We start from the raw sequence: 26,739 nt of genomic DNA, 5'->3' as shown, positions 1-26,739 counted from the left end.
CGATCAAGCGGCCGGGATGCCGCAGCATTGCCTTTCGACGCGAACCGGGGCTTGGTGAGGCGACGATATTCAGGGAGGACCACATGGGCGATGCACGGATCGGGTTGATCGGGCTGGGAACGATGGGGGCGGCGCTGGCGTCCAACATCGCGGAGAAAGGCTTCGACATCGCGGTCTTCAACCGCACCACGCAAGTGACGCGGGATTTCGCCGCCGGGGCCGGGGAACTCGCGCCAAAGATCACGCCGACCGAGACGCTGGAGGCCTTCGTAGCCGCCCTCGCGACGCCCCGCGCGATCATCCTGATGGTGCCCGCGGGCGACGCGGTGGATCAGCAGATCGCGGCGCTCAAGCCCCTGCTCGACCCGGACGACCTGATCATCGATTGCGGCAACGCCCTGTTCCACGACACCGACCGGCGCGCGGCGGAATGCGGCCAGCCCTTCCTGGGCGTGGGCGTCTCCGGCGGGGAGGAAGGCGCGCGCCACGGGCCCTCGATCATGGGCGGCGGCGGGCCGGAGCTTTGGGACCGGGTCGAGGACATCATGCTGGCGATTTCGGCCAAGCATGAGGGCGAGCCCTGCGCGGCGCTGATGGGCCCCGGCGGGGCGGGCCATTTCGTCAAGATGGTCCATAACGGCATCGAATATGCCGACATGCAGATGATCGCCGAGATCTACGGCCTCCTGCGCGATGGCGCGGGGATGGAGGCGGAGGCCATCGGCGACGTCTTCGCCGCCTGGGACGAAGGGCCGCTCAAGAGCTACTTGATCGAGATCACCGCAAAGGTCTCACGCGCGCGGGACGCGGAGAGCGGCGCACCGCTGCTTTCGGTCATCGTGGACGCGGCGGGGCAGAAGGGGACCGGGCGCTGGACCGCGATCGAGAGCCAGCACCTGCTGACGCCCGTCCCGGCGATCGAAGCGGCGGTGGTCGCGCGCAATCTCTCCTCCCGCCGGGAGGAGCGCGCGGCGGGCGAGGCGATCTTCGGCGCGGCGCCCCAACCCTTCGAGATCGACCAGGGCCTGCTGGAACGGGCGCTGATCGCGGGCAAGGTGCTCTGCTATGCCCAAGGTTTCGTCATGATCGCGGCCACCCGCGAGGCGAAGGGCTGGGAGATCGATCTGCCGCAGGTCGCCCGGATCTGGCGGGAAGGCTGCATCATCCGCTCCGCCATGCTGGACGACATGGCCGCCGCGCTGGCCGACCACCCCGGCGAGAACCTGATGCGCACGCCGCATTTCGCCGCGCTGCTGAAGGGCAGCCACGGCGCGCTGCGGCAGGTCGTGGCGCAAGCGTCGCTCAACGGCCATCCGGTGCCCGCGCTCTCCTCGGGGCTGGCCTATTTCGACACGATGCGCACAGGGCGCGGGACGGCGAACGTGATCCAGGGCCAGCGGGACTTCTTCGGGCTGCACGGCTTCGAACACGTCAACGGCAAGACCGGCCAGCACGGCCCTTGGGCGAAAGGCTGAGCCCCGGGGGCGAATTTTTCTCGAAAAATTCAGACAAAGTCTTCGCTGAAGACTTTGTTACCCGGCCGCCCGCCAGTCGAAGAAGCCGTCCGGTGCGCGCTCCAGCAAGGCCCGGCCCAGCGCGGCGCCCAAGGCCGCCCCATCCTCCAGGGGCGCCTCGCCCGCCTCGACCAGGATATCGGAGCCATCGGGCCGCAAGATCTCTCCGCGCAGGCGCAGCGTGCCGCCCTCCAACTCCGCCAGCCCGGCGATGGGCGTCTCGCAGGAGCCGTCCAGCGTCTTCAGAAAGGCCCGCTCCGCCGCCAGCCTGAGCCCAGTGTCCCGGTCATGGATCGCCGACAGGATATCGCCCATCGCACCGTCCCCGGCGCGTCGCTCGATCCCGATGGCGCCCTGCGCCACCGCGGGCAGCATCTCATCGGTGTCCATCGCCGTGCGCGGCACCTCGTCCATGCCCAGCCGGTTCAGGCCGGCCATGGCCAGGAAGGTCGCCGCCGCCACACCGTCCCGCAGCTTGCCCATCCGAGTCTGCACATTGCCGCGGAACTCGACCAGGGTCAGATCGGGGCGGCGATGCGCCAGTTGCGCACGCCGCCGTAGCGACGAGGTCCCGACCACAGCCCCCTCGGCGAGATCGGCGATTCGCCCGCCATCGAGCGACACGAAGGCGTCGCGCACATCCTCCCGCGGGAGATAGGTGTCCAGCAGCAGGCCCTCGGGCTGCTCCGTGGGCATGTCCTTCATCGAGTGCACCGCAATGTCGATCGAGCCGTCGAGCAACTGCTCCTCGATCTCTCGGGTGAACAGACCCTTGCCGCCGATCTCCTTGAGGGGCCGGTCCAGCACGCGATCGCCGGTCGTCTTGATGACGACGATCTCGAACGCCGCCTCGGGCAGATCCATCGATGCCATCAGTCGCCCCCGCGTCTCGTAGGCCTGGGCCAGAGCAAGCGGCGACCCGCGGGTTCCGATCCGGAGCGGGCGGGCGGGAGAGAAATCAGTCGGCATCGGTCGGTCTTTCGTCTGTCTTCACGTCCGTGACAGCGGGCGGGCGCATGTGTCAGCTTTACTTGACACGTCACGTTTGTTTGACACCATGACACCATCTTGCGACACGCTGTCCAGACCCAGACCGCCCGGAGGCCCGAGATGAAGACCCTGATGCGCGCGCTTGCGGGCGAAACGCTGCCCGTTCCGCCGATCTGGATGATGCGCCAGGCCGGGCGCTATCTGCCGGAATACCGCGCCACCCGGGCCCAGGCCGGGGACTTCCTGTCGCTGTGCTACAATTCCGATCTGGCCACCGAGGTGACGCTGCAGCCGATCCGCCGGTTCGGCTTCGACGCGGCGATCCTCTTCGCCGATATCCTGCTGGTGCCGCAGGCGCTGGGGGCCGATCTGTGGTTCGTCACCGGGGAGGGGCCGCGCCTGTCGACGATCACCGATCAGGCCGGGGTCGATGCGCTGAAGGGCAAGGACGACATCCACGAGACGCTGGCGCCGATCTACCAGACGGTGCGCAACCTCTCCTCCGCCCTGCCCGCCGAGACGGCGCTGATCGGCTTCGCCGGCGCGCCCTGGACGGTGGCCACCTACATGGTCGCCGGGCGCGGGACGCCGGACCAGGGACCGGCCCATGCCCTGAAGGACGACAACCGCCCTGTCTTCGACGCGCTCATGGCACGGATCGAAGCGGCCACGATCGAGTATCTGGACATGCAGGTGCAGGCTGGGGCCGAGACGGTGAAGCTGTTCGATAGCTGGGCCGGATCGCTGAAGGGCCAGGATTTCCAGGACTATGCCGTGGCGCCCGCCGCACGCATCATCGCGGAGCTGAAGCGCCGGCATCCGGGCCTGCCGGTCATCGCCTTCCCGCGGGAGGCGGGCCAAGGCTATGTCGGCTTCCACGCGGCCACGGGGGCCGATTGCGTGGCGGTCGACGATTCGGTCTCGGCGGAATGGGTCGCGGCGAACGTGCAGCCCGCGGGCTGCGTGCAGGGCAACCTCAAATCCTCGCATATGGTGACCGGCGGCCAGGCCCTGATCGACGAAGTGCGCCGCATCCGCGACGCGCTCTCGGGCGGGCCGCATATCTTCAACCTGGGCCACGGCATCACGCCCGACGCCGACCCCGACAATGTCGCGCTGATGATCGAGACCCTGCGGGAGCGCGTGCCCGCCTGACCGCGCGCCCGGCCGCAGGCGCCGGGGGCTTCACGCCCCCGGACCCCCGTGGGATATTTTCACAGGGAAGAAAAGGCGCGCACGGCGTCGATCGCAAGGTGAGAGCGGATGGTCAGCAGGGTCGATTTCATCGTCATTGGCGGCGGCATGATGGGCGGCCCTTGCGCGCGATACCTAGCCCTGGCCGGGCATAGCGTCGCGCTTATCGCCGCGCCCGAGCCCGCCCCCGGCGCCACCGGCCCCTGGGGCAGCCATTTCGACGCCGCGCGGATCACGCGCCGGGTCGCGAGCGACCCGGACTGGTCGCTCGCGACCCGCCGCGCCATCGCGCGCTATGCCGATCTGGAGGCGCGGTCGGGCCTCCGCATCTTCCACGAGACGGGCGCGGTCATGGCGGGGCCGGAGGTCGGACCCATGGCTGGCTTCACCTCGCGCTTCCTTGCGGTCGCGCGGGGGCTCGACGCGCCCCCCGCCATCCTGGACGCCGAGGCGATCCGCGCACGGACCGGCCTGGCCCTACCCGCAGGGTCGCGGGCGACCCATGAGACGGACCAGGGCGGCTGGATGGACCCGCGCGCGATGCGTGCCGCGCAATGGCGGCTGGCCGAGGCGGCGGGGGCGACGCGCTTCGCCGCCCCGGCTATCGGGCGCGATGGGACCGAAGTGACGCTTGCCGACGGCACACGCCTGTCGGGCGGCCATGTCATCGTCGCCACCGGGCCGCATGCGGCATCGGACGGCCTCCTGCCCGCACGGCCCAAGCTGAAGGTCTGGGCCCGCACGATCGCCTTCGCGCGCCTGTCGGAGGCGGAAGGCACGCGGCTGGCCGGGCTGCCCTCGGCGATCTGGGTGCCGGAGGGGTGGGCGTATGAGCTCTATATGCTGCCCCCGGTCCGCTATCCGGACGGGCGGCTCTATCTGAAGATCGGCGGGCAGGTCGATTCGCCCAGGATCGGGTCGGCGGAGGAGATGGACGCCTGGTTCCACGGCTCCGGCGACGCCGAGGTCGGTGCCCGGCTCCTGGCGGAGATGCGGCGTGTGCTGCCGGGGCTCGACGCGGAGGCGACCCATACCGAGCCTTGCGCTGTGGTCTGGTCCGACACCGGTTTCCCCTATATCGCCCCCGCCGGACCGGGGGTCACGGTGCTGTGCGGCGGCAATGGCGCGGCGGCGAAATGCGGGGACGAGCTGGGACGGCTGGGCGCGCTGGTGGCGACGGGCGCGGGGCTGGCCGGGGAGGGCTACGCGCAGGATTTCCGCGCCGTCTGGGCCTAACCGGAGCCTCGCGCGGTCCTCAGCGCCCGGAGCAACGCTTACCGCCATACCGCGAACTTTACCGCCCGTAGACGCTGCTTCGGGGTCGGACCGGACGGTGTCCTTCCAGACACCCCCCCCTCATCTTCGCCCACGCGGTGATCTTCCTTCCCGGTCGGGACGCCGCGCTGCTGCATGCCGCGCATGATCGGGAGGGGGCCGCACTCCCGGCTGAGTGACGGCTGGCGCCGCCCCGGTCAGGTCAGTGCCACTTCGCCTCGGGCGGCAGCGACATCAGAACGGCATCCGGGTTGTGCCCCGTCGCCAGCCCAAACTTCGTCCCCCGGTCATAGACGAGATTGTACTCGGCATAGAGGCCGCGATGGATCAGCTGCGCCTCCTTGTCTTCCTCGGTCCAGGGCTGCGCCCGGCGCCGCTCCGTCACGGGCAGGAAGGCGGGGAGGAAATGCGCGCCCACATCGCGGGTGAAGGCGAAATCCGCGTCCCAATCGCCGGTATTCAGATCGTCGTAGAAGATGCCGCCCACGCCCCGCGCCCGGCCCCGATGCGGGATGAAGAAATACTCGTCCGCCCAGGCCTTTAGCTTCTCGTAGCGGTCCTCGCCCTCCAGCGGGCCATGCGGGTCGCAGGCGGCCTTCATCTCGGCGTGGAAATGGGCCGTGTCCTCCTCGTGGGGCAGGCAGGGGTTCAGATCGGCGCCGCCGCCGAACCACCAGGCATTGGGCGTCCAGAACATCCGCGTGTTCATATGCACGGCCGGGCAATGCGGGTTGCGCATATGGGCCACCAGGCTGATGCCCGACGCCCAGAAGCGCGGATCCTCCGCGATGCCCGGCACGCCACGGGCGGCCATCGCCGCCTGGGCGGGCGGGGCCAGGGTGCCGTGGACCTCGGACCAGTTGACACCGACCTTCTCGAAGACGCGGCCGCCCCGCATCACCGACATCAGGCCGCCGCCGCCGCCATCCCGCTCGGTCGGCGTCACCTCGAAGCGGCCCGGCGCAAGCGCCGAGAACGGGCCGGGCGCGCCCACATCCTCCAGCGCCTCGAACGCCTCGCAAATACTGTCGCGCAGGCTCCGGAACCAGGCGGCGGCGTCGGCCTTCCTCTCCTCTGCGTTCTCCAGCATCGTCTCTTCGGCCCTGTCCAGCATCCTGAATTCCTCGGGGTTGGGCGGCATCTGTGGCGATCCCGCCGCTATTTCTTCCGCCCCTTGTAGGGCATGGGGCCGGGTCACTCTAGATATGGATCAACTCCACACCGAATTGAGGTATTTTTCGGGCAGCGCAGCGCCAGGGTAGATTCGCCCCCTGTCATTGGCTACTATTTGAGAACAATCAACAAGAGCGGCACCGGCGCAAGATCGGGTCGCCCGGCAGACCGAGCAGGTACAGATGACAGACAGAGCGAAGTGGGCGCTGAGCGCCCTGATGCCCCTTGTCCTGACGCTAGCCCTCGCGCTGGCGTCGCCGGCGGCAAAGGCGGCCCCCTACGCGGAGCTGGTGATGGACGCGCGGACCGGAGAGGTGCTGCGCGCGCGCAATGCCGACACGCGGCTGCATCCCGCCTCCCTGACCAAGATGATGACCCTCTACATCGCCTTCGAGGCGGTGCGGCGCGGCGAGATCACCCTGGACACCGAGGTCCGCATCTCCCGCCACGCGGCGAACGAGCCGCCGTCCAAGCTGGGACTGCGCGCGGGGCAGAAGATCGCCTTCCGCTACCTGATCCGCGCGGCGGCGGTGAAGTCGGCCAATGACGCGGCCACCGCCATCGGAGAGGCGATCTCCGGCTCCGAGGAGGCCTTCGCCGCCCGCATGAACCGGACCGCGCTTGCCCTGGGGATGAACTCGACCACCTTCCACAACGCCCATGGCCTGACCCAGTCGGGACACCTGTCGACCGCGCGGGACATGTCGGTGATGGGGCGGCGGCTGTTCTTCGATTACCCGCAATATTACAATCTGTTCTCCCGTCGGACGACCGATGCGGGCGTGACCTCGGTGCGCAACACCAACCGCCGCCTGCTCGACGCCTATCCCGGCGCGGATGGGATCAAGACGGGCTTCACCCGCGCCGCCGGGTTCAACCTCGTGGCCTCGGCCGAGCGCGGTCAGACGCGGATCATCGCCACCGTCTTCGGCGGCCGCTCCACCGCCACACGCAATGCCCGCATCGCGGAGCTTCTGGATCTGGGCTTCGCCCGCGCGCCCAGCCGGGCGACCATCCGCAAGCCCGCCCTGCCCACCTATGGCGGCGCGACGCTGCCGGGTCCCTCGACGCCTGCCGTCTCCATGCGGCCGATCCCGCGCGGCGGATCGGGAAATCTGGATGCGATCCTCGTCGCCGCCGCCGCCCCCTCGGGCGCGGCCATCGAGGCCGCCGTCGCCAGCGCTCTGGGCCAGACCGAACCCACACCCCGTCCCGAGCCGGTCGTCACCCGTGAGGTCGTGACCGCCGATCTCGGCGGCGCCCGGGACTGGGCCATCACGCTGCGCCGGCAGCCCTCCCGCTCCGCGGCCGACAAGCTCCTGCTGCGCACCGCGCTGCAAGAACTCGACGCGCTCGACGAAGCGCTGCGCCGGGTCGAGGCCGCGGGCGGCGGCTACGATCCCAGCTTCGTCGGCTTGAGCGAACGAGAAGCCAACCGCGCCTGCACCCGTCTCCGGGCCCGCGACGTCGCCTGCGACGTGATGCTGGGCAGCTGATACCGAACGAGGGCGCGGGCAGCGAGTGCCGCTGCCCGCGCATTTCCTTCTTCTGGCCGGAAATACTCCCGCCGGAGGCGCACGTCCCCGTCACGCGATCCCGCCGACCCCGCCAGTCTGCATCTGCCGCGCCCCGGCCGGGGCGACGTCTGCCGCCCCGTCAGACAGCCACCGCGTCCGAGGTCTTCAGATCGAACGCCGCCGCCATCAGGGCGCGGGTATAAGGGTCGGACGGGCTGTCGAAGATACGGGCGGCGTCTCCCGCCTCGACCACATCACCGCGCTTCATCACCATGACCTTGTGGCTCAGCGCGCGCACGACCCGGAGGTCGTGGCTGATGAAGAGATATGCCAAACCGTAGCGCTTCTGGAGGTCGCGAAGCAATTCCACGATCTGCACCTGCACCGTCTGATCCAGCGCCGAGGTCGGCTCGTCCAACACGACCAGCTTCGGCCGCAGGATCATCGCGCGGGCGATGGCGATGCGCTGGCGCTGGCCGCCGGAGAACTCATGCGGGTAGCGGTCCATCGAAGCCGGGTCGATGCCGGTCTCGGCCAGGATCTCGGCCACCTGATCCCGGTGCGGGCGCGCATCTCCGGTGTTGTGGAGCTTCAGCCCCTCGGCCACGATCTCGGCCACGGTCATGCGCGGGCTGAGGCTGCCATAAGGGTCCTGGAACACGACCTGCATCGCCTGGCGCAGCGGCCGCATATCGCGGGAGCGCAGCCCGTCGATCCGCTGCCGTTCCAGGGTAATGGCTCCCTCGGACGAGATCAGCCGCATGATCGCCAGGGCCATCGTCGTCTTGCCTGAGCCGGACTCGCCCACGATCCCCACCGTCTCGCCGGCGCGCACGGCCAGCGTGGCGTCGTTGACCGCTTTCACATAGCCGGCCGTCCGCTTGAGCAGCCCCTTCCGGATCGGGAACCAGACCCTGAGATGGTCGGTCGCCACCACCTCGCGGGCGGTCCGGGGCACGGGGTCCGGCACGCCCTTGGGCTCGGCGGCGAGCAGCTTTCGGGTATAGGGGTGCTGCGGGCGGTCGAAAATCTCGGCCACCGGGCCGGTCTCGACGATTTCGCCATGCTGCATCACGCAGACCCGATCCGCGAAGCGGCGCACGATGCCCAGATCGTGGGTGATGAAGAGCATCGACATGCGCTCGCGCTCCTTGAGCTCCGCGAGCAGCTCCAGGATCTGGGCCTGGATGGTGACGTCGAGCGCCGTGGTCGGCTCGTCCGCGATCAGCAGGTCCGGCCCGTTGGCCAGCGCCATGGCGATCATCACGCGCTGGCGCTGCCCGCCCGACAGCTCGTGCGGATAGGCGGTCAGACGGCTCTCGGCGTCGCGGATGCCGACCTTGTTCAAGAGGTCCAGGATGCGGGCGCGCGCCTTGGCGCCGCTCAGCCCCTGATGGAGGAGGAGCGACTCGCTCAGCTGCTTTTCGATGGTGTGCAGCGGGTTGAGCGAGGTCATCGGCTCCTGGAAGATGAAGCTGATGTCGTTGCCGCGCACGCGCATCAGCTCCTTCTCGGGTACGCCGACCATCTCGGCCCCGTCATAGGTGATAGAGCCGGTGACCGTGGCGCTGTCCGGGAGAAGGGAGACGGTCGAGAGCGCGGTGATCGACTTGCCGGAGCCGGACTCGCCCACGAGAGCCAAGGTCTCACCCTTCTCGACATGGAAGGACACCCCCTTCACGGCCTCGGTCGTTTTGCCGTCCTGGCTGAAGGCGATGTGGAGGTCTTTGACGTGCAGCAGGCTCATGCGGGCGCTCCCGTCCGGGCCAGAGGGGCGCGCCTGCGGCACGGGCCGGGCCGGGGGCCAGCCCCCGGACCCCCGGGATATTTAAGCAGGGAAGAAGGGGGCGCGCAGTTAACCTTAACGGACCGTTGCTGGGGGGACGAGACGGGGAGCGGTGCGACGATCATGCGAAGGTCTTCCGCGGGTCGAAGGCGTCCCGGACGCCCTCGAAGATGAACACCAGCAGCGACAGCATCACCGCGAAGGTGATGAAGGCGGTGAAGCCGAGCCAGGGGGCCTGGAGGTTCTGTTTGGCCTGGAGCGTCATTTCGCCCAGCGAGGGCGCCGAGGAGGGCAGACCAAAGCCCAGGAAGTCGAGCGAGGCGAGGCCTCCGATCATCCCCGTCACGATGAAGGGCAGCAGGGTCAGGGTCGCAACCATGGCGTTGGGCAGGACGTGGCGGAACATGATCGTGGTGTTCGACACGCCGAGCGCGCGGGCCGCGCGGACGTACTCGAAGTTGCGGGCGCGCAGGAATTCGGCCCGAACCACGCCCACCAGAGCCGTCCAGCCGAAGAGCGTCATCAGCCCCACGAGCAGCCAGAAGTTCATCGGGATGATCGCGGCCACGATGATGATGATGTAGAGCGACGGTATCGAGCCCCAGACCTCGATGATGCGCTGCATGAAGAGGTCGGTGAGGCCGCCGAAAAAGCCCTGCACCGCCCCCGCCGCGATGCCGATCACCGAGGTCAGCAGCGTCACGATCAGCGCGAAGGCCACCGACAGGCGGAAGCCGTAGATCACCCGCGCCGCCACGTCTCGCGCGGTGTCGTCCGTGCCCAGGATGTGCTCGGAGGACGGTGGATGCGGCGCGGCACCCGGCGCGTCGGAATTGGTCGTGTAGTAGTAGCGGATCGGCGGCCAGAGCAGCCAGCCGGCCTCGACCTCCTGCCCGTCATAGGCGCCGGTTTCCTGCACGGCCGCGATGACCTCCTCGGGGAAGTCGAAGCAGTCCTCCAGCCCGCCGGCGACGATCAGGCATTGCACCTCGATGTCGCGATAGGCGGCCTCGGTGCGGAAATCGCCGCCATAGGCCGTCTCGGGGTAGAACTGGAAGATCGGCATCCGGAGCTCGCCCCGGTAGCTCACCAGGATCGGCTTCTCGTTGGCCAGGAACTCCGCGAAGAGGGAGATGCCGAAGAGGACGAAGAAGATCCAGAACGACCAATAGGCCCGCCTGTTGCGCTTGAAGTTGCGCAGGCGGCGCTGGTTGAGGGGCGACAGCCAGGGGCGCTTGCCCTGGGGCGGCTCGGGCGGGGGCGTCCGCGTCGGCGCGTCCTCCTCCGGCTCCGGCAGGTTTGTGATCCGTTCGGCCATGTCAGGTCTCCCGGCTCTCGAAGTCGATGCGCGGATCGACCCAAATATAGGTGAGGTCCGTCAGGAGGCCCACGACCAGCCCGATCAGCGAAAACGCGAAGAGCGTGCCGAACATCACCGGGTAGTCGCGGTTGACCACCGCCTCGAAGCCCAGCCGTCCCAGCCCGTCGAGCGAGAAGATCGTCTCGATGATGAGCGAGCCGCCGAAGAAGACGCTGACGAACACGGCCGGGAAGCCGGAGATCACGATCAGCATCGCGTTGCGGAAGACATGGCCGTACAGAACGCGGCCCTCGCTGAGGCCCTTGGCTTTGGCCGTGATCACATATTGCTTTCGGATCTCGTCCAGGAAGGAGTTCTTGGTCAGCAGCGTCAGACCCGCGAAGGCCGCGATGGTGGAGGCCAGGACCGGCAGGGTGATGTGCCACAGGTAGTCGAGGATCTTCATCGGCCAACTGAGATCCTCCCAGCCCGGAGAGGTCAGACCGCGCAGCGGGAAGATGCTGAAATACGTGCCACCGGCGAAGAGCACGAGCAGGAGGATCGCGAAGAGGAAACCGGGGATCGCGTAGGCCACGATGACCACGGCGCTGGTCCAGGTGTCGAAGCTGGTCCCGTCGCGGACGGCCTTCTTGATGCCCAGCGGGATGGAGATCAGGTAGGCCAGCAGGGTCGTCCAGAGGCCCAGCGTGATCGAGACCGGCATCTTTTCGAGCACGAGGTCCACGACGGAGATGGAGCGGAAATAGCTCTCGCCGAAATCGAAGCGGATATAGTCCCACATCATCAGCAGAAAGCGTTCGAGCGGCGGCTTGTCGAAGCCGAACTGCGCCTCCAGCTCGTCGATGAATTCCTGCGGCAGGCCTTGGGCACCGGTATAGCCGCTGTCGTTGCCGCGATCCTGGATCTCGGTGGCGCCGCCCGAGAAGCTGTCGAAGGCGTCGCCGCCCCCTTCGAGCTGCGCCAGGATCTGCTCCACCGGCCCGCCCGGCACGAACTGCACGAGCGAGAAGTTGATGACCATGATCCCGAGCAGGGTCGGGATGATCAACAGCAGCCGGCGGAGGATGTAAGCTCCCATTCAGAGGGCTCCGGAGGCTTCCAGAGCCGCGGCGGCCTCCGCGTCGAACCACCAGAAGTCGAGCACGCCGAGCGCCAGGGGCGGGATGTCCTCGGGGTGGCGATACTGGTCCCAATAGGCGACCCAATGCTCGCTATTGCCCCATTGCGGCACCCAGAAGCCGTAGGCGCGCAACACGCGGTCCAGGGCGCGGGTGCGGTCCCGCAGCGTCGCCAGGTCTTCGGCCGCGACGACCGCGTCGATCAGCCGGTCCACCGCCGGGTCGGCCAGCGCCATCAGATTGCGGGAGCTGTCCTCGGCCGTTTCCGATCCGAACCATTGGCGCAAGCCCCCCGAGGGCTCGAAGCCCTGGCCCAGGGACTGGTTGGTGAGGTCCCAGTCGCCCGAACGGCGGCGCTCGATATACTGGGCGCGGTCGATCCGCTCCAACCGGGCGTCGATCCCGATCTCGCGGAGGTTCTCCACATAGGGGTTCACGATGCGGTCGAAGCCGGGATTGAACTGGATGATGACCAACTCCAGCGTGTTGCCGTTCGCGTCGCGCAGCATCCCGTCGGCGCCGGCCTCATAGCCCGCTTCGTTCATCAGGCGGATGGCGGCGCGGCGGGTGCGGCGGTCGGGGGTGTTGCTCGCCGCGTCGTTCTCCGGCGGCATCACCGCCTCCTCGGTGAGGATCGAGGCTGCCAGCAGCCCCTCTTCCACCAGCGGCTCCAGAAGGGCCAGCTCTCCCGGTGTCGGCACGCCCTCGGCAGCGAGGTCGGACCCGCCCCAGAAGCTCGCGGGCCTGGAATAGAGGCCGTAGAACAGCGTCTCGTTGGACCACTCGAAGTTGAACATCATCCGCACGGCGTCGCGCACGCGGGGATCGGACCATTTGTCCTTCTTGAGGTTGAAGACGAAGCCCTGCGCGGTCGAGATCGACCCGTCCGGCAGGGTCTTCTTGACCACGTCGCCCCGCTCCACCGGCGGCACATCATAGCCCGTGGCCCAATCGCGGGAGGTCGATTCGACGCGGAAGGTGTATTCCCCGGCGAAGAAGGCCTGCAACGCGGCCGAGCTGTCGCCGAAATACTCGTAGCGGATGGCGTCGAAGTTGTGGCGGCCCTGGTTGTAGGGATGATCCGTGCCCCACCAGTTGGGGTTGCGGGTGTAGGTCAGGGAGCGGCCGGTGTCGAACTCCCCGACGATATAGGGCCCGGTGCCCATGAAAGGCACGAGGGTCGACTCGTCGATGCGCGCGCCGGTTTCCTCGAACCACGCCTTGGAGAAGGGATTCCAGATGCCCACGAGGCCCATCCGCTCCCGCTTCTGGACATCGTCCTCGAACTCGAAGCGGACCTGGAGGGGGCCGGTCTGGGTGATCGACTTGAAATAGCCGTCGATGGCGTTGCGGAACTCAGGCAGGCCCTGCTCCAGGAAGAGGTCGACGGTGAAGACGACATCCTCGGCGGTCATCGGCGAGCCGTCGGAGAAGGTCACGTCGTCCCGCAGATTGACCAGCACGAAGGACAGATCGTCGGGATATTCGATCGTCTCGCAGAGATAGCAGTAGAGGCCGTAGGGATCGTCGGCGGCCGAGACGAAGATGTCCTCATAGAGGATCGCGGTGCCCACGGCCACGTTGCCGTTGCGGGTGTAGTTGTTGAAGCTGTCGTAATTTCCCAGGGCGTAGAGGCTGATCTCCCCGCCCTTCGGCGCGTCGAGATTGACATAGGAGAAGGACTCGTCCGGGCCGTATTTGAGTTCGCCGAAATTGGAGTAGCCGTGACTGACGTTCAGCTCCTGCGCGGCCGCCGGCAGCGCCAGGGCGGCGGACAGGGCGAGGGTCGTGACGATACGGTCCAGCATTCGGGTCTCCCTGCGATCCGGTTCGAGGAATCAGGTAATGAGCGCGCGGCGCAGAGCGCAAGGGCTCTGACACACCCGTGACCAGAGGTAGCGCAGCCGAGACACGCGAAAAGCCCGCGCCCCGAATCGAAACGGCCGCCCGAAGGCGGCCGAACGGGTCTTGTGCGGGCCGCGGCCCGGAGGCCGCTTACTCGGTGGTGGCCAGGTAGGCGATCAGGTTGGCGCGGTCCTCGATGTCGCCCATGCCGCGATAGGCCATCTTGGTGCCCGGCGCGTATTCCTTCGGGTTCAGCAGGAAGCCCGACAGGTTCTCCGGCGTCCAGGCTTCGCCGGTGCCCATCAGCGCGTCGGAATAGGCGTAGCCGTCGACACTGCCCTTGTCCCGGCCGACCACGCCGTTGAGATAGGGGCCCGTCGCGTTCGAGCCTTCGAGGTTGTGGCAGGAGGCGCATTGCCGCCACAGACGCTCGCCATCGGCGGCGGAGGCGTTGACGTAGACTTCCTCGAACGGGACTTCCGGTTCGGCGTCGGCCTCGGCCACGGCGGAGGCGTCCTCGACCTCGATGGCATAGCCCATCGCGTGGTCTTCCCCGTGCCCGCCGCCAACGTGATAGAGGCCCTCGGAGGCCCAGGCGCCCAGCAGGAAGATCAGCAATGCGCCGCAGAACGCGCCGCCAGCTTTGGTGATCGTCATCGTGTCCATGGGGGGCCTCTTGCTAGTGACAAGTCGTGTCTTGGGTCGCGGGTATCTATGTGACATGGACCCGTGGACGCAAGACGTCGCGCTTGCGACGAAACGACCAAAAATTCGCAGGTGCCGCATGAGCTCGACCATCGCGTTCCAGGGAGACCTGGGTTCCTACTCCCACCAGGCGAGCGTGGAGGCCTTTCCCGACCACGCGCCCGTGCCCTGCACGACCTTCGAGGACGCGCTGGCCGCCGTGCGCGAGGGGCGCGCCGATCTGGGCATGATCGCGATCGAGAACTCGACCTATGGACGGGTCGCGGATGTGCACCGGCTGCTGCCCCATTCGGGGCTCCGGATCGTGGGCGAAGCCTTCGTGCGGGTGCGCATCGCGCTCATGGCCCGGGCGGGCGTGCGGCTGGAGGACATCAAGCGGGTGCGGGCGCATCTCGTGCTGCTGCCGCAATGCGCGGCCTTCCTGCGGGAACACGGCATCCAGGGCGAACCCGCCGCCGACAGCGCGGGCGCCGCCTCGGAACTCGCCCGCTCGGAGTTGACCGACGAGGGCGTGCTCGCCTCCGAACTCGCAGCTTCGATCCACGGGCTGGAGGTTCTGGCCCGCGATATCGAGGATCATGGCCACAACACCACCCGCTTCCTGGTGATGGCGCGGGAGCCGCAAGTGCCCCCGCCGGGCGCGGGGCCGGTCAAGACGACCTTCGTGTTCCAGGTCCGCAACATCCCCGCCGCGCTCTACAAGGCGATGGGGGGCTTCGCGACCAACGGCGTGAACATGACCAAGCTCGAAAGCTACATGATCGACGGGCGCTTCACCGCGACGCAGTTCTACGCCGATATCGAGGGCCATCCGGAGGATCCGCCCGTCGCCCGCGCCCTGGAGGAGCTACGCTACTTCACGACGAAGCTGGACATTCTCGGGGTCTATCCGGCCGATCCGGACCATTTCGACGGCGGCGCGGACTGACGCGCCGGGGCGCGGGCTGCTCTCAGGCCGCGCTCTCCGCCTCGATGCGGCGCGCGAACCCGGCCACGCGGCCCGCGAAGCGCTCCGCCAGCTTGCCCTGGGCAAGCTTGATCGGCTGCAACACCACCTTGGCCCGCACCGAGCGGGCCGTCGCCGTGCTGGAGATCGTCAGCCGCGTGCGCGCCTCGGACAGCGCCTCCAGTTTCACGGTGAGGTCGATATCCAGCCCCTCGGCCTGGGCGGCCAGCTTGAGCCGCTCGGGCACGTCCATCCGGGTCACCTGGACCTCGACCTTCCTAACCTTGCCCAAGACCTCGGCCGCGCCGGTCCAGGCCGCGCCCGGCCCATAGGCGGCGTCGCCTTTGCGCTCGACCTTGCCGCCGCGCTTGCGGATGGCGGCGGCGAACCCGTCGAAATCCGTCACCCGCGCCCAGACGGCGTCGATGGGGGCGGCGATCTCTTCGGTGGCGGTGAACTGCATGGCGCGGGCTCCTTTGCGTTCGGGCCTAGATGGCGGCGCCGACCGGCGCGATCAATCCCCGGCCGCCGTCAGTCCAGCCGGTCGGCCAGCCAGTTCTCCAGGAGGAACCGCGCGATCGCGCCCGCCCGTGCCGGGGAGATGCGCGGATGCGACCCCGCGAACACGTCCATCAGTTCGGTCCGATCGAGCCACAGCGCCTCGGCGATCTCTTCGGGGTCGATCTCGATCCGGTCGTCCAACGCCTCGCCATGGGCGCCCAGCATCAGCGAGCCGGGGAAGGGCCAGGGCTGGCTCGCCAGATAGCGGACAGGGCCGACCCGCACGCCGGTCTCCTCCCAGGTTTCGCGGCGCACGGCGGCCTCCATCGTCTCGCCCGGCTCCATGAAGCCCGCGAGACAGCTGAAGAACCCCTCGGGCCAAGCGGGCGAGCGGCCCAGCAGCACCCTGTCGCCATAGGTCACCAGCATGATGACCACCGGATCGGTGCGCGGAAAATGCGCCCGTCCGCAGGAAGGGCAGGCCCGCATCCAGCCCGCCTTGCCCGGCTGCGTCGGCCCGCCGCAATTGGCGCAGAAGCCATGCCCGCGGTGCCATTCCAGCACGCCCTTGGCGGTGGCCGCGATCTCGGCATCGAGCGGGCTCAGCCGGGTCATCACGGCGCGCAGCTCGGCGAAGGCGGTGCCCGCGGGCAGGTCGGGATGGGTCTGCTCGGTCGGATCGAGGAAGGCGCCGAGCCCCTCCCCCACGCCCGCGACCTCCAGCCCGGACACGTCGCGCGCAAACAGCGCGGCGCCGTCGATCTTGCCCACCAGCACCGGATGCCCGTGCTCGGCGAAGGCATGGCCCTCCATCACGGCCAGACCCTCGCGGCCCGCGGCGAGCAGCGGCTTGCCGCGCCAGAGCGGCAGGGTGCGCACGGGCAATTGCGCCAGAAGCTCGGGGTGGCGGCGCAGATCCTCCGCGCGATCCAGACCGCCCCCGCCGAAGGTCACTGTTTCCGCAATCCGCATTCATTCCCCCTCGTTCGCACGACGATCCCCCGCCTTACGCACGGATCGTTTCGCCAACCAGGGGGCGCGATGCGGTTTCGACCGGGTTTCGTCAAGGCGCCGTCACATCCTGGCCGCAGAGGGCCGACAAGGTCGGAGGTCGACCGCCCGGAGACACGCCGATGTCCACCCCCCTGCGCCTTGCCCTCATCGCGATCACCTTCGCGCTGTTGCTCATGTCGCTCGGCCGGGGGACGGCGCAGGGCCGTATGTTGATGGCGTCCTTTCTGGCGCCGACCCTGTCCGACATCCAACCCTTGGTGATGACCGAGGGGGTGCGTCCCGCGCCGGCGCGCCTGATCGAACGTGTCCGCGCCGATCTCACCTCGCCCGACGCGCCAGCCCCGGCCGCGCCCGAGGTCCGGGACGCTGGCACCTCTCATGTCACCCTTGTCGGCCTGCGCTGGTGGGGGTCCGGTCCCCAGCAGGGCGACCCCCTGCCCGCGATCCTTCTGGTCCATGACGCGGATCAGGACGGGCGGGACATGATCGCGATATGGCACGGCCTGGCGGAGCGCGAGGGCCTGGTCCTGATCGCGCCCGACTTCCAGGTGCCCGAGGATGGCGCCCCATACGACGCGCGCAGGGCCGTCGAGGCGGTGGCCCAGGCGATGCAGCTCTACGCGGTGGACGAGACCCGGATCGCGGTCTTCGGCCATGGGCGCGGCGCGGAGACCGCGCAGATCTGGGCCAACCGCTTTGCCGGGCCCTGGCGCGCGGTGGCCGCGCATGCGGGGATCGTCGACTTCGACGCTCCCAGGCTTGTCGGCGACGGCGTTCCGGTCCGCCATTACCTGGGCGCCGACGACACCGAACGTCCGCTAGCGCAGGCCCTGGCCAGCGCGACCGCCATGGCCCGTGCCGGCCACCCCTACGAATTCATCCGGCTGCGCGGCCATGACAACGACCTCACCGTCCATGGCGCCAGGATCGCCGAAGACGCCTGGCGTTGGATGGAAGGAAAGATGACCCAACGCACCACGCCCTGACCTTTCGGTTTCACTGTCACGAGTTCCCCGATGCCCACACCTCTACGCATAGCGCTGATCGCAGTGACCTTTTCAATCCTTGTCTACGCCCTCTGGCACGGCCCTCTGGGCGAGCGCCTGCCCCGACCCGGCCCGCAATTGGGCAACGTGGCGCTGGTGACGCTGGACGCGCCGGCGACTGCGCGCCCCGCGCGCCTGACCGAGACGTCTCGGGCGGATCTGACGAACTATTCGACCGAGGACGCCTACGCGCCCGACCCGACCCAAGGCACGCGCCACCGCACCGAGACCGGCGTGGTCTGGTGGGGGGGCGGCCCCGAAGGCGGGGCGTCCCGCCCGGCGATCCTGCTGCTGCATGACGCTGGGCAGACGGGACATAGCATGGTCGATATGTGGCATGAGGTGGCCCTGGCCGAGGGCCTGGTGCTGGTCGCGCCGGACTTCCCGGACAACGCGGACACGCCTTACATTTATGACCCCCGCGCGGCTTTCGAAGCGCTGGCCCATGCGGCGACGCTCTATCCCGTCGATATGGAGCGCATCGCGATCTTCGGCCATTCCCGCGGCGGGCAGGCGGCGCAACTCTGGGTCAATCGGCTCGACGGCCCCTGGAAGGCCGCGGCGGCCCATGCGGGAACCCTCTCGCCAAGCGTCGTTCAGCGCGTGGCGGAGGGCGTGCCGATCGCCCATTTTCTGGGCTCGGTCGACCGCGTTTTCCCTTTCGCTCCAGCCCGGGAGAGCGCGCAGATCCTGGCCCAAGCTGGCCATCCCACGGATCTGATCCGCCTCGACGGGCACAATCACTGGTTCTACGAGACCGGAGAGGCGATTTCGGCCGCCGCCTGGCGCTGGATGGGGCCGCATCTGGACTGAGCTGACAGGCGCCGCCCAATAATCAGGCAATACGCCTACGAATCGGCTTTCGTCCCCGCTCCGCGTTGCTACAGTCGCGGGCCAAGGCCCCCCTATCTGGCCCTTGCCCCGCGCGACCGGGCAGATCAGGGGCCAGATAGACAGGGGAGTTATCATGTTCGACCGTTTTGCCGGCCTCGCCGCCGCACTCTTCCTGGCTGCGCCCGCCATGGCGCAGACCGAGGTGCCGTTCGCTCTCGACTGGAAGTTCGAGGGCCCCTCCGCCGCCTATTTCGCCGCCATCGACAACGGCCATTTCGAAGCCGAGGGTCTCACGGTCGAGGTCTCGGCCGGCCAGGGCTCGCTCGACGCCATTCCGAAGGTCGCGACCGGCGCGTTCCCGCTGGGCTTCGCCGACATCAACTCGCTCATCAAGTTCCTCGACCAAAACCCCGGCGCGCCGGTCAAGGCCGTGATGATGATCTACGACAAGCCGCCCTTCGCCGTGGTCGGCCGCAAGTCCCAGGGCATCTCCAGCGTCGCGGACCTGGAAGGCTCGGTGCTGGGCGCGCCGCCGCCCGATGGCGCCTGGGCGCAGTTCCCGATCTTCGCCGCCGCCAACGATATCGACGTGAGCACGATCACCGTGGAGCCCGTGGGCTTCCCCACCCGGGAGCCGATGCTGGCCAGCGGCGAGGTCGATTCGGTCACCGGCTTCAGCTTTTCGTCCTACCTCAACCTGGTGCGCCTGGGCGTGCCCGAGGATGACCTGACCACCATCCTGATGGCCGATCACGGCGTCGACCTCTACGGCAACGCGATCATCGTCAACACCGACTTCGCCGAGGCCAACCCGGAACTCGTCACCGGCTTCCTGACCGCCGTGGCCAAGGGCTGGGCCGACGTGATCGCCGACCCCGCCATGGGCGCGCAGGCCGTCATCGAGCGTAACCCGGCCGCCGATGCCGCGCTGGAGCAGCGCCGCCTGCAACTGGCGATCGATGCCAACGTGCTGACGCCCTACGTCATGGAGAACGGGATCGGCGGCATCGACCCCGAGCGGATGGCCTCGGCGCTGGAACAGACCAAGCTGGTCTACGAGTTCCAGAACGCGCCCGACATGTCGGTTATCTTCGACGACAGCTACCTGCCCGACGCCTCGGAGCGGATGCTTCAGTAAGCCCTGCGGCGCCTCGCTGCCAAACTCCGGCCCCGGTTCGATCCGTCGGACCGGGGCTCTGCCCCGGACCCCGGAGTATTTCGGGCCAGAAGAAGGGGCGTTAACCTTAACGGGCGGTGAACGCCGCCGCGCCGGTGTCCATGTCTCTGCCCATCTCCCTCGATCACGTCACTCATGCCTACCGGACCCAAGCGGGCCCGCTGCCAGTTCTCGACGACCTGACGCTCGACATGCCCGAGGGCAGCTTTACCGCCGTGGTCGGCCCGTCCGGCTGCGGCAAGTCCACGCTGACGCGGCTGGTGGCGGGATTGATGAAGCCGGATCAGGGCGTGGTGAAACTGGGCGGCAAGCCGGTGACGGGGCCGCGCTCGACCGTGGGGATGGCCTTCCAGAACCCGGTCCTGCTGGAATGGCGCAATATCCTTCAGAACGTCATGCTGCCTTTGGAGATCGTCTCGACCGGGATGAACAAGACCCAGCGCGAGGACCGGGCGCGGGAATTGCTCGCTCTGGTCGGCCTGGAGGGGTTCGAGGACAAGCGCCCCTCGGAGCTGTCCGGCGGCATGCGACAGCGCGCCTCGCTCTGCCGCTCCATCGTCCACCGTCCCGAAGTCCTGATCCTCGACGAGCCCTTCGGCGCGCTCGACGCCTTCACCCGCGAGGACCTGTGGCAGACCATGCATGAGCTGCGCCGGGCCGAGCGGTTCACCTGCGTCCTGATCACCCACGACCTGCGCGAGAGCGTGTTCCTCTCGGACCACACCGTCGTCTTCAGCGCCCGCCCCGCCCGGGCGCAGCGCGTCGTCGAGATCGATATGGGCGAAAACCGGACCTTGGACGATCTCTACGCGCCCCGCGCGGTGGAACTGCTCGCCATCCTGCGCAAGGAGATCCAGATCGCCCAGGGCCGCGAACCGGCGGAGGCCGCGCTATGAACGCCACGCTGCGCCAGATCGCCGTGCCCGGCGGCGCCATGATCGTCTTCCTGATCCTGTGGGAATTGCTGGTCTGGGCCAATGGCTGGCCCAACTTCGTCATGGCCTCCCCCTCGGACCTGCCGCCCGCCTATGCGCGCTATTGGGAGCTGTTCCTCACGGGGGGCTGGCAGACGCTGTGGCGCACAGTGGCGGGCCTGCTGATCGCCGTGGTGTTCGGGACGCTGCTCGGCATGGTCATGGGCTTCTCGAAGCTCGCGCGTGAGGCGCTCTATCCCCTGCTGGTGGGCTTCAACGCCATCCCCAAGGCGACCGTGGTGCCGATCCTGGCGCTGCTCTTCGTGGGTCAGCACGACTTCAACACGGTCATGCTGGCCTTCATGATCTCGTTCTTTCCCATCGCCGTTTCGGTCTCCATCGGGCTGTCGACCTTGGAGCCCGAATATCGCGACATCCTCCGGGCGCTCGGCGCATCGCAGGCCACGATCTTCTGGAAGATCGCGCTGCCCAAGACCCTGCCGGAGTTCTTCGGCGCGCTGAAGGTGGCCGTCACGCTGGCCTTCATCGGCACCAACCTGATGGAGATCGTCTCTCCCCATGGGCGCGGCCTGGGCGCGCTGTTCGACTCGGGGCGCACGAATGCCGACTACCCGCTGATGTTCGCGGTGCTGATCGCGCTGGCCGTGCTGGGCATCGCGCTGTTCTACGTGGTCGTCGCGCTGGAGAAGATCTTCGCCGGCTGGGCGGAGCGCTCACCCGGCTGACGGGTCATCGGGCTCGGCGGCCCTCGACCAGCGCCGGCCCCGGCCCGCCCAGCCTGTCGTCGGGGTTATAGAGCGCACAGGTCTCCATCGAGAGGCAACCGCAGCCGATGCAGCCGTCGAGCCGGTCGCGCAGGCGCGTCAGGCGCGCGATCCGGTCATCGAGCTCGCCCCGAATGCCTTCCGCGATGGCGGCCCATTCCGCGGGCGTTGGCGGGCGCTCCGATGGGGGGCCGAGCGCCTCCGCGATGCGCTGGAGCGACAGCCCCAGCCGCTGGGCCGCGCGGATGAAGGCCAGGCGCCGCAGTTCCGCTCGGGGGAAGCGGCGCTGGCCGCCGCGATTGCGGGGCGGTGAGATCAGGCCCTTCTTCTCGTAGAACCGGATCTGGCTGATCGTCAGGCCGGATCGCTCGGCGATCTGGCCGATGGTGAGCTCGCGCGCGGGCATGGCATTTTTCCTCTTGACCTCGACCTTGGTCGAGGGCCGACAAGGCCGCCGTCAAGAGGAAAGGACAACCAGATGCAACTTGAACATGTGAACCTGACCGTCCGCGACCCGGATGCCACCGCCGACGTGCTCAGTGACCTATTGGACTGGCATGTGCGGTGGTCGGGGCCGGCCAAGGACGGCGGCTACAGCGTCCATGTCGGCGACGATGACTCCTACGTTGCGCTCTATGCACCGAAGGGAACCGTCGCGGATGCGGGCAGCAGCTATGTAACTCATGCCGCCGTGAACCATCTCGGCGTCGTCACCGACGACCTGGACGCCGCCGAGGCACGGGTGAAGGCCGCGGGCTACACCCCCCACAACCATGCCGATTACGAGCCGGGCCGCCGGTTCTATTTCGACGGCCCGGAGGGGATCGAGATCGAGATGGTCAGCTATCGCTAGGTGAGCGCGTCGTTGAAGATCCCAGCCAGATGCTCCCACATCGCCTCGGTCCGGGCGGTCAGCAGCCGCCCCGCGTGCAGGGTGGGCGCGTAGTCGCGCCCATCCAGCAGCCGGGCGACGCCGCCCGCCTCCCGCAGGATCAGCGCGCCCGCCGCATGATCCCAGACGTTGAGCATTCCGTTGAGGCAGAAATCCGTGTGGCCCTGCGCCTGAGAGCGGTATTCGTGCAGACTTGCGCCGAGCGACGTCGCGCGGCGGAACAGGTGCGTGGTGGCGGCCAGGCCGGGGCGGTCGGCCTCGGGGAACATGTAGAAGCCCACATTGCCGCGCAGCCGCGCCGGCGGGTCCTCCGTGGTCGGGAGCCGGAGCGGCGTCCGCCGTCCGTCTCGCATATAGACCGCACCGCCCCCGCGATGCGCCTCGATCCAATCGTCGAAGGAGGGATCGTAGAGCAGCCCCCAGACCGTCTCCCCGCCCTCCACGACGGCGACGATGACGCCGTAATTCGCGTTGCCATGGGCGAAATTCCACGTCCCGTCGATCGGGTCGATCACCGTCACGCGGCCCTCGCCCACCCGATCGAGAAGGGAGCGGTCCTCGGACACGGCCTCTTCTCCGATGACGGTGTCGCCGGGGAGGATAGCGCCAACCTTGGCCGTCAGCGCGGCCTCCGCCGCCCGGTCGGCCACGGTCACGAGGTCGTCGAAGCTGGATTTCTCGTCGATCTCTCCGGCGCTCAAGGCACGGAAGCGGGGGACGATCTCGGCCCGCGCGACGGCGCGGACGGCATCGGTAAGGGCGGCGGCCTGGTCGGCGGAAATTGGCATAAACGCTCCGGGTCGAAAACCGGACTAGGGGCGCCGGTCCCGCCCGGCTTACCCTGACGTCATTTCAAGAGGAAGATTGCCATGAAGAAAACCGCCCTGCCCCGGAACCTGGACCTCGACGCTTTGGTCGAGATCCTGGCCCAGAACATGCGGGAACGCTCCAAGGACGAGGCGCAGGAAACTCCCCAAGCCGACAGCCGCCGCTGAGGCCAACGCCTCAGGCCGCGTCGTCGAGCCCCCGCCCCTTAAGCAGCGCCTCCACCCCGGGCAGCCGCCCGCGAAACGCGGTGTAGAGTTCGGCGGCATCCCGAGAGCCGCCGGTGCTGAGAATGCTCTCCTCCAGCTTCCTCGCCAGTTCCGCATCGAACGGGTCGCCCTTTTCCTCGAAGGCGGCAAAAGCGTCCGCGTCCATCACCTCGGACCACATGTAGCTGTAGTAACCCGAGGAATAGCCGTCCCCCGCAAAGACATGGGCGAAATGCGGCGTGGCGTGGCGCATGCGGATGGCGCGCGGCATCTCGATGGTTTCCAGCACTTCGGCCTGGCGTTGCATCGGATCGGCCGGCGCGGGCCCGTCATGGAAGGCCAGATCGACCAGGGCGGAGGCGACGTACTCGACCGTCGCGAAGCCCATGTCGTAGGTCGCGGCCCGCAGCAGCCGGTCGCGCAGAGCTTCGGGCATCGCCTCCCCGGTCTCGGCATGGGTCGCGAATTCGGCCAGCACTTCGGGCACTTCCAGCCAGTGTTCGTAAAGCTGCGACGGCAGTTCGACGAAATCGCGCGCCACCGAGGTTCCGCTGATCGACTGGTAGGTCACGTCCGACAGCATCTGATGCAGCGCGTGGCCGAATTCGTGGAAGAGGGTCCGGGCGTCGTCATAGCTCAGCAGCGCGGGGTCGCCCTTCGCGAAGTTGCAGACATTGACGACGATGGGACGGACCTCCCCGTCGAGCGCCGATTGCGACCGCATCGCGCTGCACCACGCGCCGGAGCGTTTGGACGAGCGGGCGAAGTAGTCGCCCAGGAAGACGGCCAGGTGCTTGCCGTCGCGCGTGACTTCCCAGGCGCGCACGTCGGGGTGATAGACCTCGATGTCGAGCGGCGCGAATTCCAGCCCGAACAGACGGTTGGCGCAGGCGAACTGCGCCTCGATCATGCGGTCGAGCTGGAAGAAGGGCTTGAGCTCCGTCTCGTCCAGATCATGCAGTTCGACGCGCCGCTTTTCGGCGTAGTAGCGCCAGTCCCACGGCTCCAGCGGGCCGGTAATGCCGTCGGCGGTGGCCATGCGGGAAAGATGTTCGGCATCGGCCAAGGCGGCGGTTTTCGCCGGCTCCCAAACCTTCATCAGCAGGTCGCGCACGGCTTCGGGCGTGCCCGCCATCTCGGGCTCCAACTTATAGGCCGCGAAACTGTCATAGCCGAGCAGATTTGCCCGCTCTTCCCGCAGCTTGAGGATCTCGGTCGCGATATCGCGATTGTCCGTCTCGCCGCCATTGGCCCCACGTGCGGTCCAGGCCTCATAGGCTTTCTCGCGCAGGTCGCGACGAGGGGAGAACTGGAGGAAGGGCACGATGAGGGAGCGGTTGAGCGTCACGACCGCGCCGGGACGGTCCCGCTCCTTGCCGGCGGCGCGGGCCGTGTCCTTCACGAAGTCCGGCAAGCCCTCCATGTCCGCCTCGGAGAGGTCCATGAACCAATTGCGCTCATCGGCCAGCAGGTTCTGGGCGAACTGGGTGCCCAGCGTGGCAAGGCGGGATTTCACCTCGGTCAAACGCTCCGCCGCAGCACCTTCCAGCGCGGCCCCCGCGCGGACGAAGCCGCGCCGGGTCAGCATCAGCACGCGCTGCTGCTCTTCGGTGAGGTCTAAGTTATCCCTTTGATTCCAAATTGTTTCAATGCGTGAAAACAGCGCCTTGTTGTTGGTGATCTCGGAGGAATAGGCCGACAGTTTCGGCGCCATCTCGCGCTGCAAGGCCTCCCGCGCGGGCGTGCTGTCGGCGCCGGCGAGGTTGTAGAAGACGCCCGCCACCCGGTCGAGCGTGGCATCCGCGCGCTCCATCGCCTCGATCGTATTGTCGAAGCTCGGCGGCTCCGGATTGGCGGCGATGGCGGCGTAGGCGGCGCGCCCCTCCTCCATCCCCTGCTCCAAGGCCGGGCCGAAATCCTCGTCGGACATACCGCCGAAGGGCGGCATCTCGAACGGCGTGGTCCAGGGGGCGAGAAGGGGGTTGGTCATGGGCATCTCCTTTGCGGGGGATGTAGGGTGGGCGCGAGAGGACTGCCAGCGGGAGGATCACATGGCTTGGAGCATTCATCACGTCAATCTGGAGGCGAAGGACGTGCGACGCGCGGCGGCCTTCTACACCGAGATCCTGGGCATGCGCGAGACGCCCTGGGCCTTCCCGAAATCCCGCGGCTACCTGCCCGGCGACCCGGACAAGCTGGCGCTTCTGGGCGATGGCCGGGACGGGCATTCGGGCCTGCATCTCATTGCGCCGGACAAGGAATTCGCCAAGCGGAACGATCTGGCCTTCAACCCGTCGGTGGGCGGGCATGTGGCGTTTCAGGTGGATGACCTCGACGCGGTGATCGGGCGGCTGCGGGCCGCGGGGATCGCGCATTCGGTGACGGGGGAGTTCGCCATTCCGGGCCTGCGCCATGTCTATCTGGAGGACCCGGAGGGCAACCTCATCGAGATCAACGGCCGGGTCTGACCGCAGGACGCCCCCGGGAGACCGGGGGCGCGGCAGGTCGTGATATCGGTCGTGACGCGGGTCGTGACGGCGGTCGTGACCGTCCTCGGCCCGCGTGCCTGTCCGTCAGCCCGCCATGCGGATATGGCCCGTCTTGTCCTCGGCGCTCTCTTTCGGGTCACGGCCGAGCAGGCTCTGGATGCCGGCGACCAGGGAGGAGCCGTCCTCCCAGAGATGCGCCTCGCGGATATCGTAGCGGGCGAGGGCCAGCTTCGGGTCCGTCTTGCCATCGTACCAGGCGGCGACGAACGGGCTCCACAACCGGTCGATGACGGCCTTGTCGTTGTCGAGCGTCAGCTGCCCCGAGGCGGAGGCCCAGAAGTCGTGGCCCTTGGCTGCGAAGGTCATGGTAGCCTCGCGGGGCCCCTGCTTGAGCACTTCGCCCAGTTCGGTGTCGTAGCTGGTGAAGAACCAGATGGGCGCGGCTTTGCCTTCGAAGGCGGCGTGCATGGGCCGGGGCTTGGCCCCCTCGGTGGCGAGGAAGACGGTCCGGTCGCTTTCGAGATGCGACCAGAATTTCTGTTCGAGCTCTTGCGGGGTCATGTGCGCCTCCGTTCATTGCAGTCATCCGGAGAACGCGCAGGGGGTGGGGGCCGGTTCCGAGGGCGCCGGCCCCGCCATCCGCTCGGTGATCCCGCGCTGCTTGGGAGG

The 26,739-nt window shown here is 68.3% G+C and carries 26 protein-coding genes; 13 read left to right on the top strand and 13 right to left on the bottom strand.

Annotated features, from left to right (window positions below):
- The first annotated feature begins 83 nt into the window (after positions 1 to 83).
- Entirely contained in the window at positions 84 to 1,475 is a 1,392-nt protein-coding gene (gene gndA / locus DTQ71_RS03885; protein ID WP_109562948.1) for an NADP-dependent phosphogluconate dehydrogenase, read from the top strand.
- Between the two features lie 57 nt (positions 1,476 to 1,532).
- On the opposite strand, the gene hemC is transcribed toward gndA, so the two are convergent.
- Positions 1,533 to 2,483, bottom strand: a complete 951-nt coding sequence (gene hemC, locus DTQ71_RS03880) for a hydroxymethylbilane synthase (RefSeq protein WP_109562947.1) — start codon at positions 2,481 to 2,483, stop codon at positions 1,533 to 1,535.
- Between the two features lie 141 nt (positions 2,484 to 2,624).
- On the opposite strand from hemC, the gene hemE reads away from it, so the two are divergent.
- Both hemE and DTQ71_RS03870 read left to right on the top strand, forming a co-directional pair.
- Positions 2,625 to 3,659, top strand: coding sequence for a uroporphyrinogen decarboxylase (hemE, locus tag DTQ71_RS03875; RefSeq protein WP_109562946.1), 1,035 nt, complete (start codon positions 2,625 to 2,627; stop codon positions 3,657 to 3,659).
- A gap of 108 nt (positions 3,660 to 3,767) precedes the next feature.
- The gene (locus tag DTQ71_RS03870) at positions 3,768 to 4,934 is read left to right on the top strand and encodes an FAD-dependent oxidoreductase (RefSeq protein ID WP_109562945.1); all 1,167 of its coding nucleotides are present in this window, start codon (positions 3,768 to 3,770) and stop codon (positions 4,932 to 4,934) included.
- Between the two features lie 241 nt (positions 4,935 to 5,175).
- Here the strand turns inward: DTQ71_RS03870 and hemF are convergent, their stop codons facing one another.
- A complete protein-coding gene (gene hemF, locus DTQ71_RS03865; protein ID WP_172500040.1) occupies positions 5,176 to 6,063 on the bottom strand; it encodes an oxygen-dependent coproporphyrinogen oxidase in 888 nt (295 codons plus the stop codon).
- A 265-nt stretch (positions 6,064 to 6,328) separates the two neighbouring features.
- On the opposite strand from hemF, the gene DTQ71_RS03860 reads away from it, so the two are divergent.
- Entirely contained in the window at positions 6,329 to 7,642 is a 1,314-nt protein-coding gene (locus tag DTQ71_RS03860; RefSeq protein ID WP_109562944.1) for a D-alanyl-D-alanine carboxypeptidase family protein, read from the top strand.
- A gap of 160 nt (positions 7,643 to 7,802) precedes the next feature.
- Here DTQ71_RS03860 and DTQ71_RS03855 read toward each other — a convergent pair whose 3' ends face one another.
- The 5 genes from DTQ71_RS03855 to DTQ71_RS03835 form a co-directional block, all read right to left on the bottom strand.
- Positions 7,803 to 9,410 carry an ABC transporter ATP-binding protein gene (locus tag DTQ71_RS03855; protein WP_109562943.1) on the bottom strand — a complete coding sequence of 536 codons (1,608 nt, stop codon included), beginning with the start codon at positions 9,408 to 9,410 and terminating at the stop codon, positions 7,803 to 7,805.
- A 160-nt stretch (positions 9,411 to 9,570) separates the two neighbouring features.
- Positions 9,571 to 10,767: an ABC transporter permease gene (locus DTQ71_RS03850; protein WP_109562942.1), complete on the bottom strand. Its 1,197-nt coding sequence runs from the start codon at positions 10,765 to 10,767 to the stop codon at positions 9,571 to 9,573.
- Between the two features lies 1 nt (position 10,768).
- On the bottom strand, positions 10,769 to 11,848 hold the full coding sequence (locus DTQ71_RS03845) for a microcin C ABC transporter permease YejB (RefSeq protein WP_109562941.1): 1,080 nt from the start codon (positions 11,846 to 11,848) through the stop codon (positions 10,769 to 10,771).
- Entirely contained in the window at positions 11,849 to 13,696 is a 1,848-nt protein-coding gene (locus DTQ71_RS03840; RefSeq protein ID WP_109562940.1) for an extracellular solute-binding protein, read from the bottom strand. It abuts the gene before it with no gap.
- 187 nt (positions 13,697 to 13,883) lie between these two features.
- Positions 13,884 to 14,399: a c-type cytochrome gene (locus DTQ71_RS03835; RefSeq protein ID WP_109562939.1), complete on the bottom strand. Its 516-nt coding sequence runs from the start codon at positions 14,397 to 14,399 to the stop codon at positions 13,884 to 13,886.
- A 118-nt stretch (positions 14,400 to 14,517) separates the two neighbouring features.
- On the opposite strand from DTQ71_RS03835, the gene DTQ71_RS03830 reads away from it, so the two are divergent.
- Positions 14,518 to 15,366, top strand: a complete 849-nt coding sequence (locus tag DTQ71_RS03830; protein ID WP_109562938.1) for a prephenate dehydratase — start codon at positions 14,518 to 14,520, stop codon at positions 15,364 to 15,366.
- A 22-nt stretch (positions 15,367 to 15,388) separates the two neighbouring features.
- On the opposite strand, the gene DTQ71_RS03825 is transcribed toward DTQ71_RS03830, so the two are convergent.
- Together DTQ71_RS03825 and nudC are read right to left on the bottom strand one after the other, a co-directional pair.
- Positions 15,389 to 15,847 (bottom strand): SRPBCC family protein, encoded by a 459-nt coding sequence (locus DTQ71_RS03825; protein ID WP_109562937.1) that lies wholly within the window; start codon positions 15,845 to 15,847, stop codon positions 15,389 to 15,391.
- A 68-nt stretch (positions 15,848 to 15,915) separates the two neighbouring features.
- Positions 15,916 to 16,857, bottom strand: a complete 942-nt coding sequence (gene nudC / locus DTQ71_RS03820) for an NAD(+) diphosphatase (protein WP_109562936.1) — start codon at positions 16,855 to 16,857, stop codon at positions 15,916 to 15,918.
- Between the two features lie 161 nt (positions 16,858 to 17,018).
- Here nudC and DTQ71_RS03815 point away from each other — a divergent pair, with 161 nt between their 5' ends.
- The 5 genes from DTQ71_RS03815 to DTQ71_RS03795 all read left to right on the top strand — a co-directional run bounded on the left by DTQ71_RS03815 (position 17,019) and on the right by DTQ71_RS03795 (position 21,616).
- On the top strand, positions 17,019 to 17,885 hold the full coding sequence (locus tag DTQ71_RS03815) for a dienelactone hydrolase family protein (protein ID WP_109562935.1): 867 nt from the start codon (positions 17,019 to 17,021) through the stop codon (positions 17,883 to 17,885).
- 30 nt (positions 17,886 to 17,915) lie between these two features.
- Positions 17,916 to 18,758: an alpha/beta hydrolase family protein gene (locus DTQ71_RS03810; protein WP_109562934.1), complete on the top strand. Its 843-nt coding sequence runs from the start codon at positions 17,916 to 17,918 to the stop codon at positions 18,756 to 18,758.
- Positions 18,759 to 18,912: 154 nt separating this feature from the next.
- A complete protein-coding gene (locus DTQ71_RS03805) occupies positions 18,913 to 19,917 on the top strand; it encodes an ABC transporter substrate-binding protein (RefSeq protein ID WP_109562933.1) in 1,005 nt (334 codons plus the stop codon).
- A gap of 140 nt (positions 19,918 to 20,057) precedes the next feature.
- Entirely contained in the window at positions 20,058 to 20,852 is a 795-nt protein-coding gene (locus DTQ71_RS03800; protein WP_109563137.1) for an ABC transporter ATP-binding protein, read from the top strand.
- On the top strand, positions 20,849 to 21,616 hold the full coding sequence (locus DTQ71_RS03795) for an ABC transporter permease (protein ID WP_109562932.1): 768 nt from the start codon (positions 20,849 to 20,851) through the stop codon (positions 21,614 to 21,616). The genes DTQ71_RS03800 and DTQ71_RS03795 overlap by 4 nt, the downstream gene beginning before the upstream one ends.
- Positions 21,617 to 21,620: 4 nt before the next feature.
- Here the strand turns inward: DTQ71_RS03795 and soxR are convergent, their stop codons facing one another.
- Positions 21,621 to 22,061: a redox-sensitive transcriptional activator SoxR gene (gene soxR / locus DTQ71_RS03790; RefSeq protein WP_109562931.1), complete on the bottom strand. Its 441-nt coding sequence runs from the start codon at positions 22,059 to 22,061 to the stop codon at positions 21,621 to 21,623.
- Positions 22,062 to 22,133: 72 nt separating this feature from the next.
- Here soxR and DTQ71_RS03785 point away from each other — a divergent pair, with 72 nt between their 5' ends.
- Positions 22,134 to 22,508 carry a VOC family protein gene (locus DTQ71_RS03785; RefSeq protein WP_109562930.1) on the top strand — a complete coding sequence of 125 codons (375 nt, stop codon included), beginning with the start codon at positions 22,134 to 22,136 and terminating at the stop codon, positions 22,506 to 22,508.
- Here the strand turns inward: DTQ71_RS03785 and DTQ71_RS03780 are convergent.
- Complete coding sequence (locus tag DTQ71_RS03780; protein WP_109562929.1) at positions 22,505 to 23,335, bottom strand: inositol monophosphatase family protein; 831 nt, start codon at positions 23,333 to 23,335, stop codon at positions 22,505 to 22,507. The genes DTQ71_RS03785 and DTQ71_RS03780 overlap by 4 nt on opposite strands.
- An 81-nt stretch (positions 23,336 to 23,416) precedes the next feature.
- On the opposite strand from DTQ71_RS03780, the gene DTQ71_RS24550 reads away from it, so the two are divergent.
- Complete coding sequence (locus DTQ71_RS24550; RefSeq protein ID WP_281271216.1) at positions 23,417 to 23,542, top strand: hypothetical protein; 126 nt, start codon at positions 23,417 to 23,419, stop codon at positions 23,540 to 23,542.
- A gap of 10 nt (positions 23,543 to 23,552) precedes the next feature.
- On the opposite strand, the gene DTQ71_RS03775 is transcribed toward DTQ71_RS24550, so the two are convergent.
- Entirely contained in the window at positions 23,553 to 25,571 is a 2,019-nt protein-coding gene (locus tag DTQ71_RS03775) for a M3 family metallopeptidase (protein WP_109562928.1), read from the bottom strand.
- 61 nt (positions 25,572 to 25,632) lie between these two features.
- Between DTQ71_RS03775 and DTQ71_RS03770 the strand changes: the two genes are divergently transcribed.
- Positions 25,633 to 26,049: a VOC family protein gene (locus DTQ71_RS03770; RefSeq protein WP_170125283.1), complete on the top strand. Its 417-nt coding sequence runs from the start codon at positions 25,633 to 25,635 to the stop codon at positions 26,047 to 26,049.
- A 105-nt stretch (positions 26,050 to 26,154) separates the two neighbouring features.
- Here DTQ71_RS03770 and DTQ71_RS03765 read toward each other — a convergent pair whose 3' ends face one another.
- Positions 26,155 to 26,631, bottom strand: coding sequence for a pyridoxamine 5'-phosphate oxidase family protein (locus DTQ71_RS03765; RefSeq protein WP_109562926.1), 477 nt, complete (start codon positions 26,629 to 26,631; stop codon positions 26,155 to 26,157).
- Positions 26,632 to 26,739: the final 108 nt, after the last annotated feature.

The sequence above is a fragment of the Jannaschia seohaensis genome, from assembly GCF_900116765.1.
Lineage (GTDB): Bacteria > Pseudomonadota > Alphaproteobacteria > Rhodobacterales > Rhodobacteraceae > Jannaschia > Jannaschia seohaensis.
The sequence above is the reverse complement of the archived record's forward strand: the minus strand, read 5'-3'. Positions and strand labels throughout refer to the sequence as shown.

What these genes read in the sequence shown, in the direction of transcription:
- DTQ71_RS03825 (WP_109562937.1), bottom strand. Translation starts at nt 15,847, where the DNA reads ATGCAGTTCACCGCCACCGAAGAGATCGCCGCCCCCATCGACGCCGTC.
- DTQ71_RS03780 (WP_109562929.1), bottom strand. Translation starts at nt 23,335, where the DNA reads ATGCCAATTTCCGCCGACCAGGCCGCCGCCCTTACCGATGCCGTCCGC.
- DTQ71_RS03855 (WP_109562943.1), bottom strand. Translation starts at nt 9,410, where the DNA reads ATGAGCCTGCTGCACGTCAAAGACCTCCACATCGCCTTCAGCCAGGAC.
- DTQ71_RS03785 (WP_109562930.1), top strand. Translation starts at nt 22,134, where the DNA reads ATGCAACTTGAACATGTGAACCTGACCGTCCGCGACCCGGATGCCACC.
- DTQ71_RS03840 (WP_109562940.1), bottom strand. Translation starts at nt 13,696, where the DNA reads ATGCTGGACCGTATCGTCACGACCCTCGCCCTGTCCGCCGCCCTGGCG.
- DTQ71_RS03795 (WP_109562932.1), top strand. Translation starts at nt 20,849, where the DNA reads ATGAACGCCACGCTGCGCCAGATCGCCGTGCCCGGCGGCGCCATGATC.
- soxR (WP_109562931.1), bottom strand. Translation starts at nt 22,061, where the DNA reads ATGCCCGCGCGCGAGCTCACCATCGGCCAGATCGCCGAGCGATCCGGC.
- DTQ71_RS03830 (WP_109562938.1), top strand. Translation starts at nt 14,518, where the DNA reads ATGAGCTCGACCATCGCGTTCCAGGGAGACCTGGGTTCCTACTCCCAC.
- DTQ71_RS03815 (WP_109562935.1), top strand. Translation starts at nt 17,019, where the DNA reads ATGTCCACCCCCCTGCGCCTTGCCCTCATCGCGATCACCTTCGCGCTG.
- DTQ71_RS03770 (WP_170125283.1), top strand. Translation starts at nt 25,633, where the DNA reads ATGGCTTGGAGCATTCATCACGTCAATCTGGAGGCGAAGGACGTGCGA.
- DTQ71_RS03860 (WP_109562944.1), top strand. Translation starts at nt 6,329, where the DNA reads ATGACAGACAGAGCGAAGTGGGCGCTGAGCGCCCTGATGCCCCTTGTC.
- DTQ71_RS03845 (WP_109562941.1), bottom strand. Translation starts at nt 11,848, where the DNA reads ATGGGAGCTTACATCCTCCGCCGGCTGCTGTTGATCATCCCGACCCTG.
- DTQ71_RS03805 (WP_109562933.1), top strand. Translation starts at nt 18,913, where the DNA reads ATGTTCGACCGTTTTGCCGGCCTCGCCGCCGCACTCTTCCTGGCTGCG.
- DTQ71_RS03765 (WP_109562926.1), bottom strand. Translation starts at nt 26,631, where the DNA reads ATGACCCCGCAAGAGCTCGAACAGAAATTCTGGTCGCATCTCGAAAGC.
- hemC (WP_109562947.1), bottom strand. Translation starts at nt 2,483, where the DNA reads ATGCCGACTGATTTCTCTCCCGCCCGCCCGCTCCGGATCGGAACCCGC.
- nudC (WP_109562936.1), bottom strand. Translation starts at nt 16,857, where the DNA reads ATGCGGATTGCGGAAACAGTGACCTTCGGCGGGGGCGGTCTGGATCGC.
- DTQ71_RS03810 (WP_109562934.1), top strand. Translation starts at nt 17,916, where the DNA reads ATGCCCACACCTCTACGCATAGCGCTGATCGCAGTGACCTTTTCAATC.
- DTQ71_RS03870 (WP_109562945.1), top strand. Translation starts at nt 3,768, where the DNA reads ATGGTCAGCAGGGTCGATTTCATCGTCATTGGCGGCGGCATGATGGGC.
- hemF (WP_172500040.1), bottom strand. Translation starts at nt 6,063, where the DNA reads ATGCTGGAGAACGCAGAGGAGAGGAAGGCCGACGCCGCCGCCTGGTTC.
- gndA (WP_109562948.1), top strand. Translation starts at nt 84, where the DNA reads ATGGGCGATGCACGGATCGGGTTGATCGGGCTGGGAACGATGGGGGCG.
- DTQ71_RS03835 (WP_109562939.1), bottom strand. Translation starts at nt 14,399, where the DNA reads ATGGACACGATGACGATCACCAAAGCTGGCGGCGCGTTCTGCGGCGCA.
- DTQ71_RS03775 (WP_109562928.1), bottom strand. Translation starts at nt 25,571, where the DNA reads ATGACCAACCCCCTTCTCGCCCCCTGGACCACGCCGTTCGAGATGCCG.
- DTQ71_RS24550 (WP_281271216.1), top strand. Translation starts at nt 23,417, where the DNA reads ATGAAGAAAACCGCCCTGCCCCGGAACCTGGACCTCGACGCTTTGGTC.
- hemE (WP_109562946.1), top strand. Translation starts at nt 2,625, where the DNA reads ATGAAGACCCTGATGCGCGCGCTTGCGGGCGAAACGCTGCCCGTTCCG.
- DTQ71_RS03850 (WP_109562942.1), bottom strand. Translation starts at nt 10,767, where the DNA reads ATGGCCGAACGGATCACAAACCTGCCGGAGCCGGAGGAGGACGCGCCG.
- DTQ71_RS03800 (WP_109563137.1), top strand. Translation starts at nt 20,058, where the DNA reads ATGTCTCTGCCCATCTCCCTCGATCACGTCACTCATGCCTACCGGACC.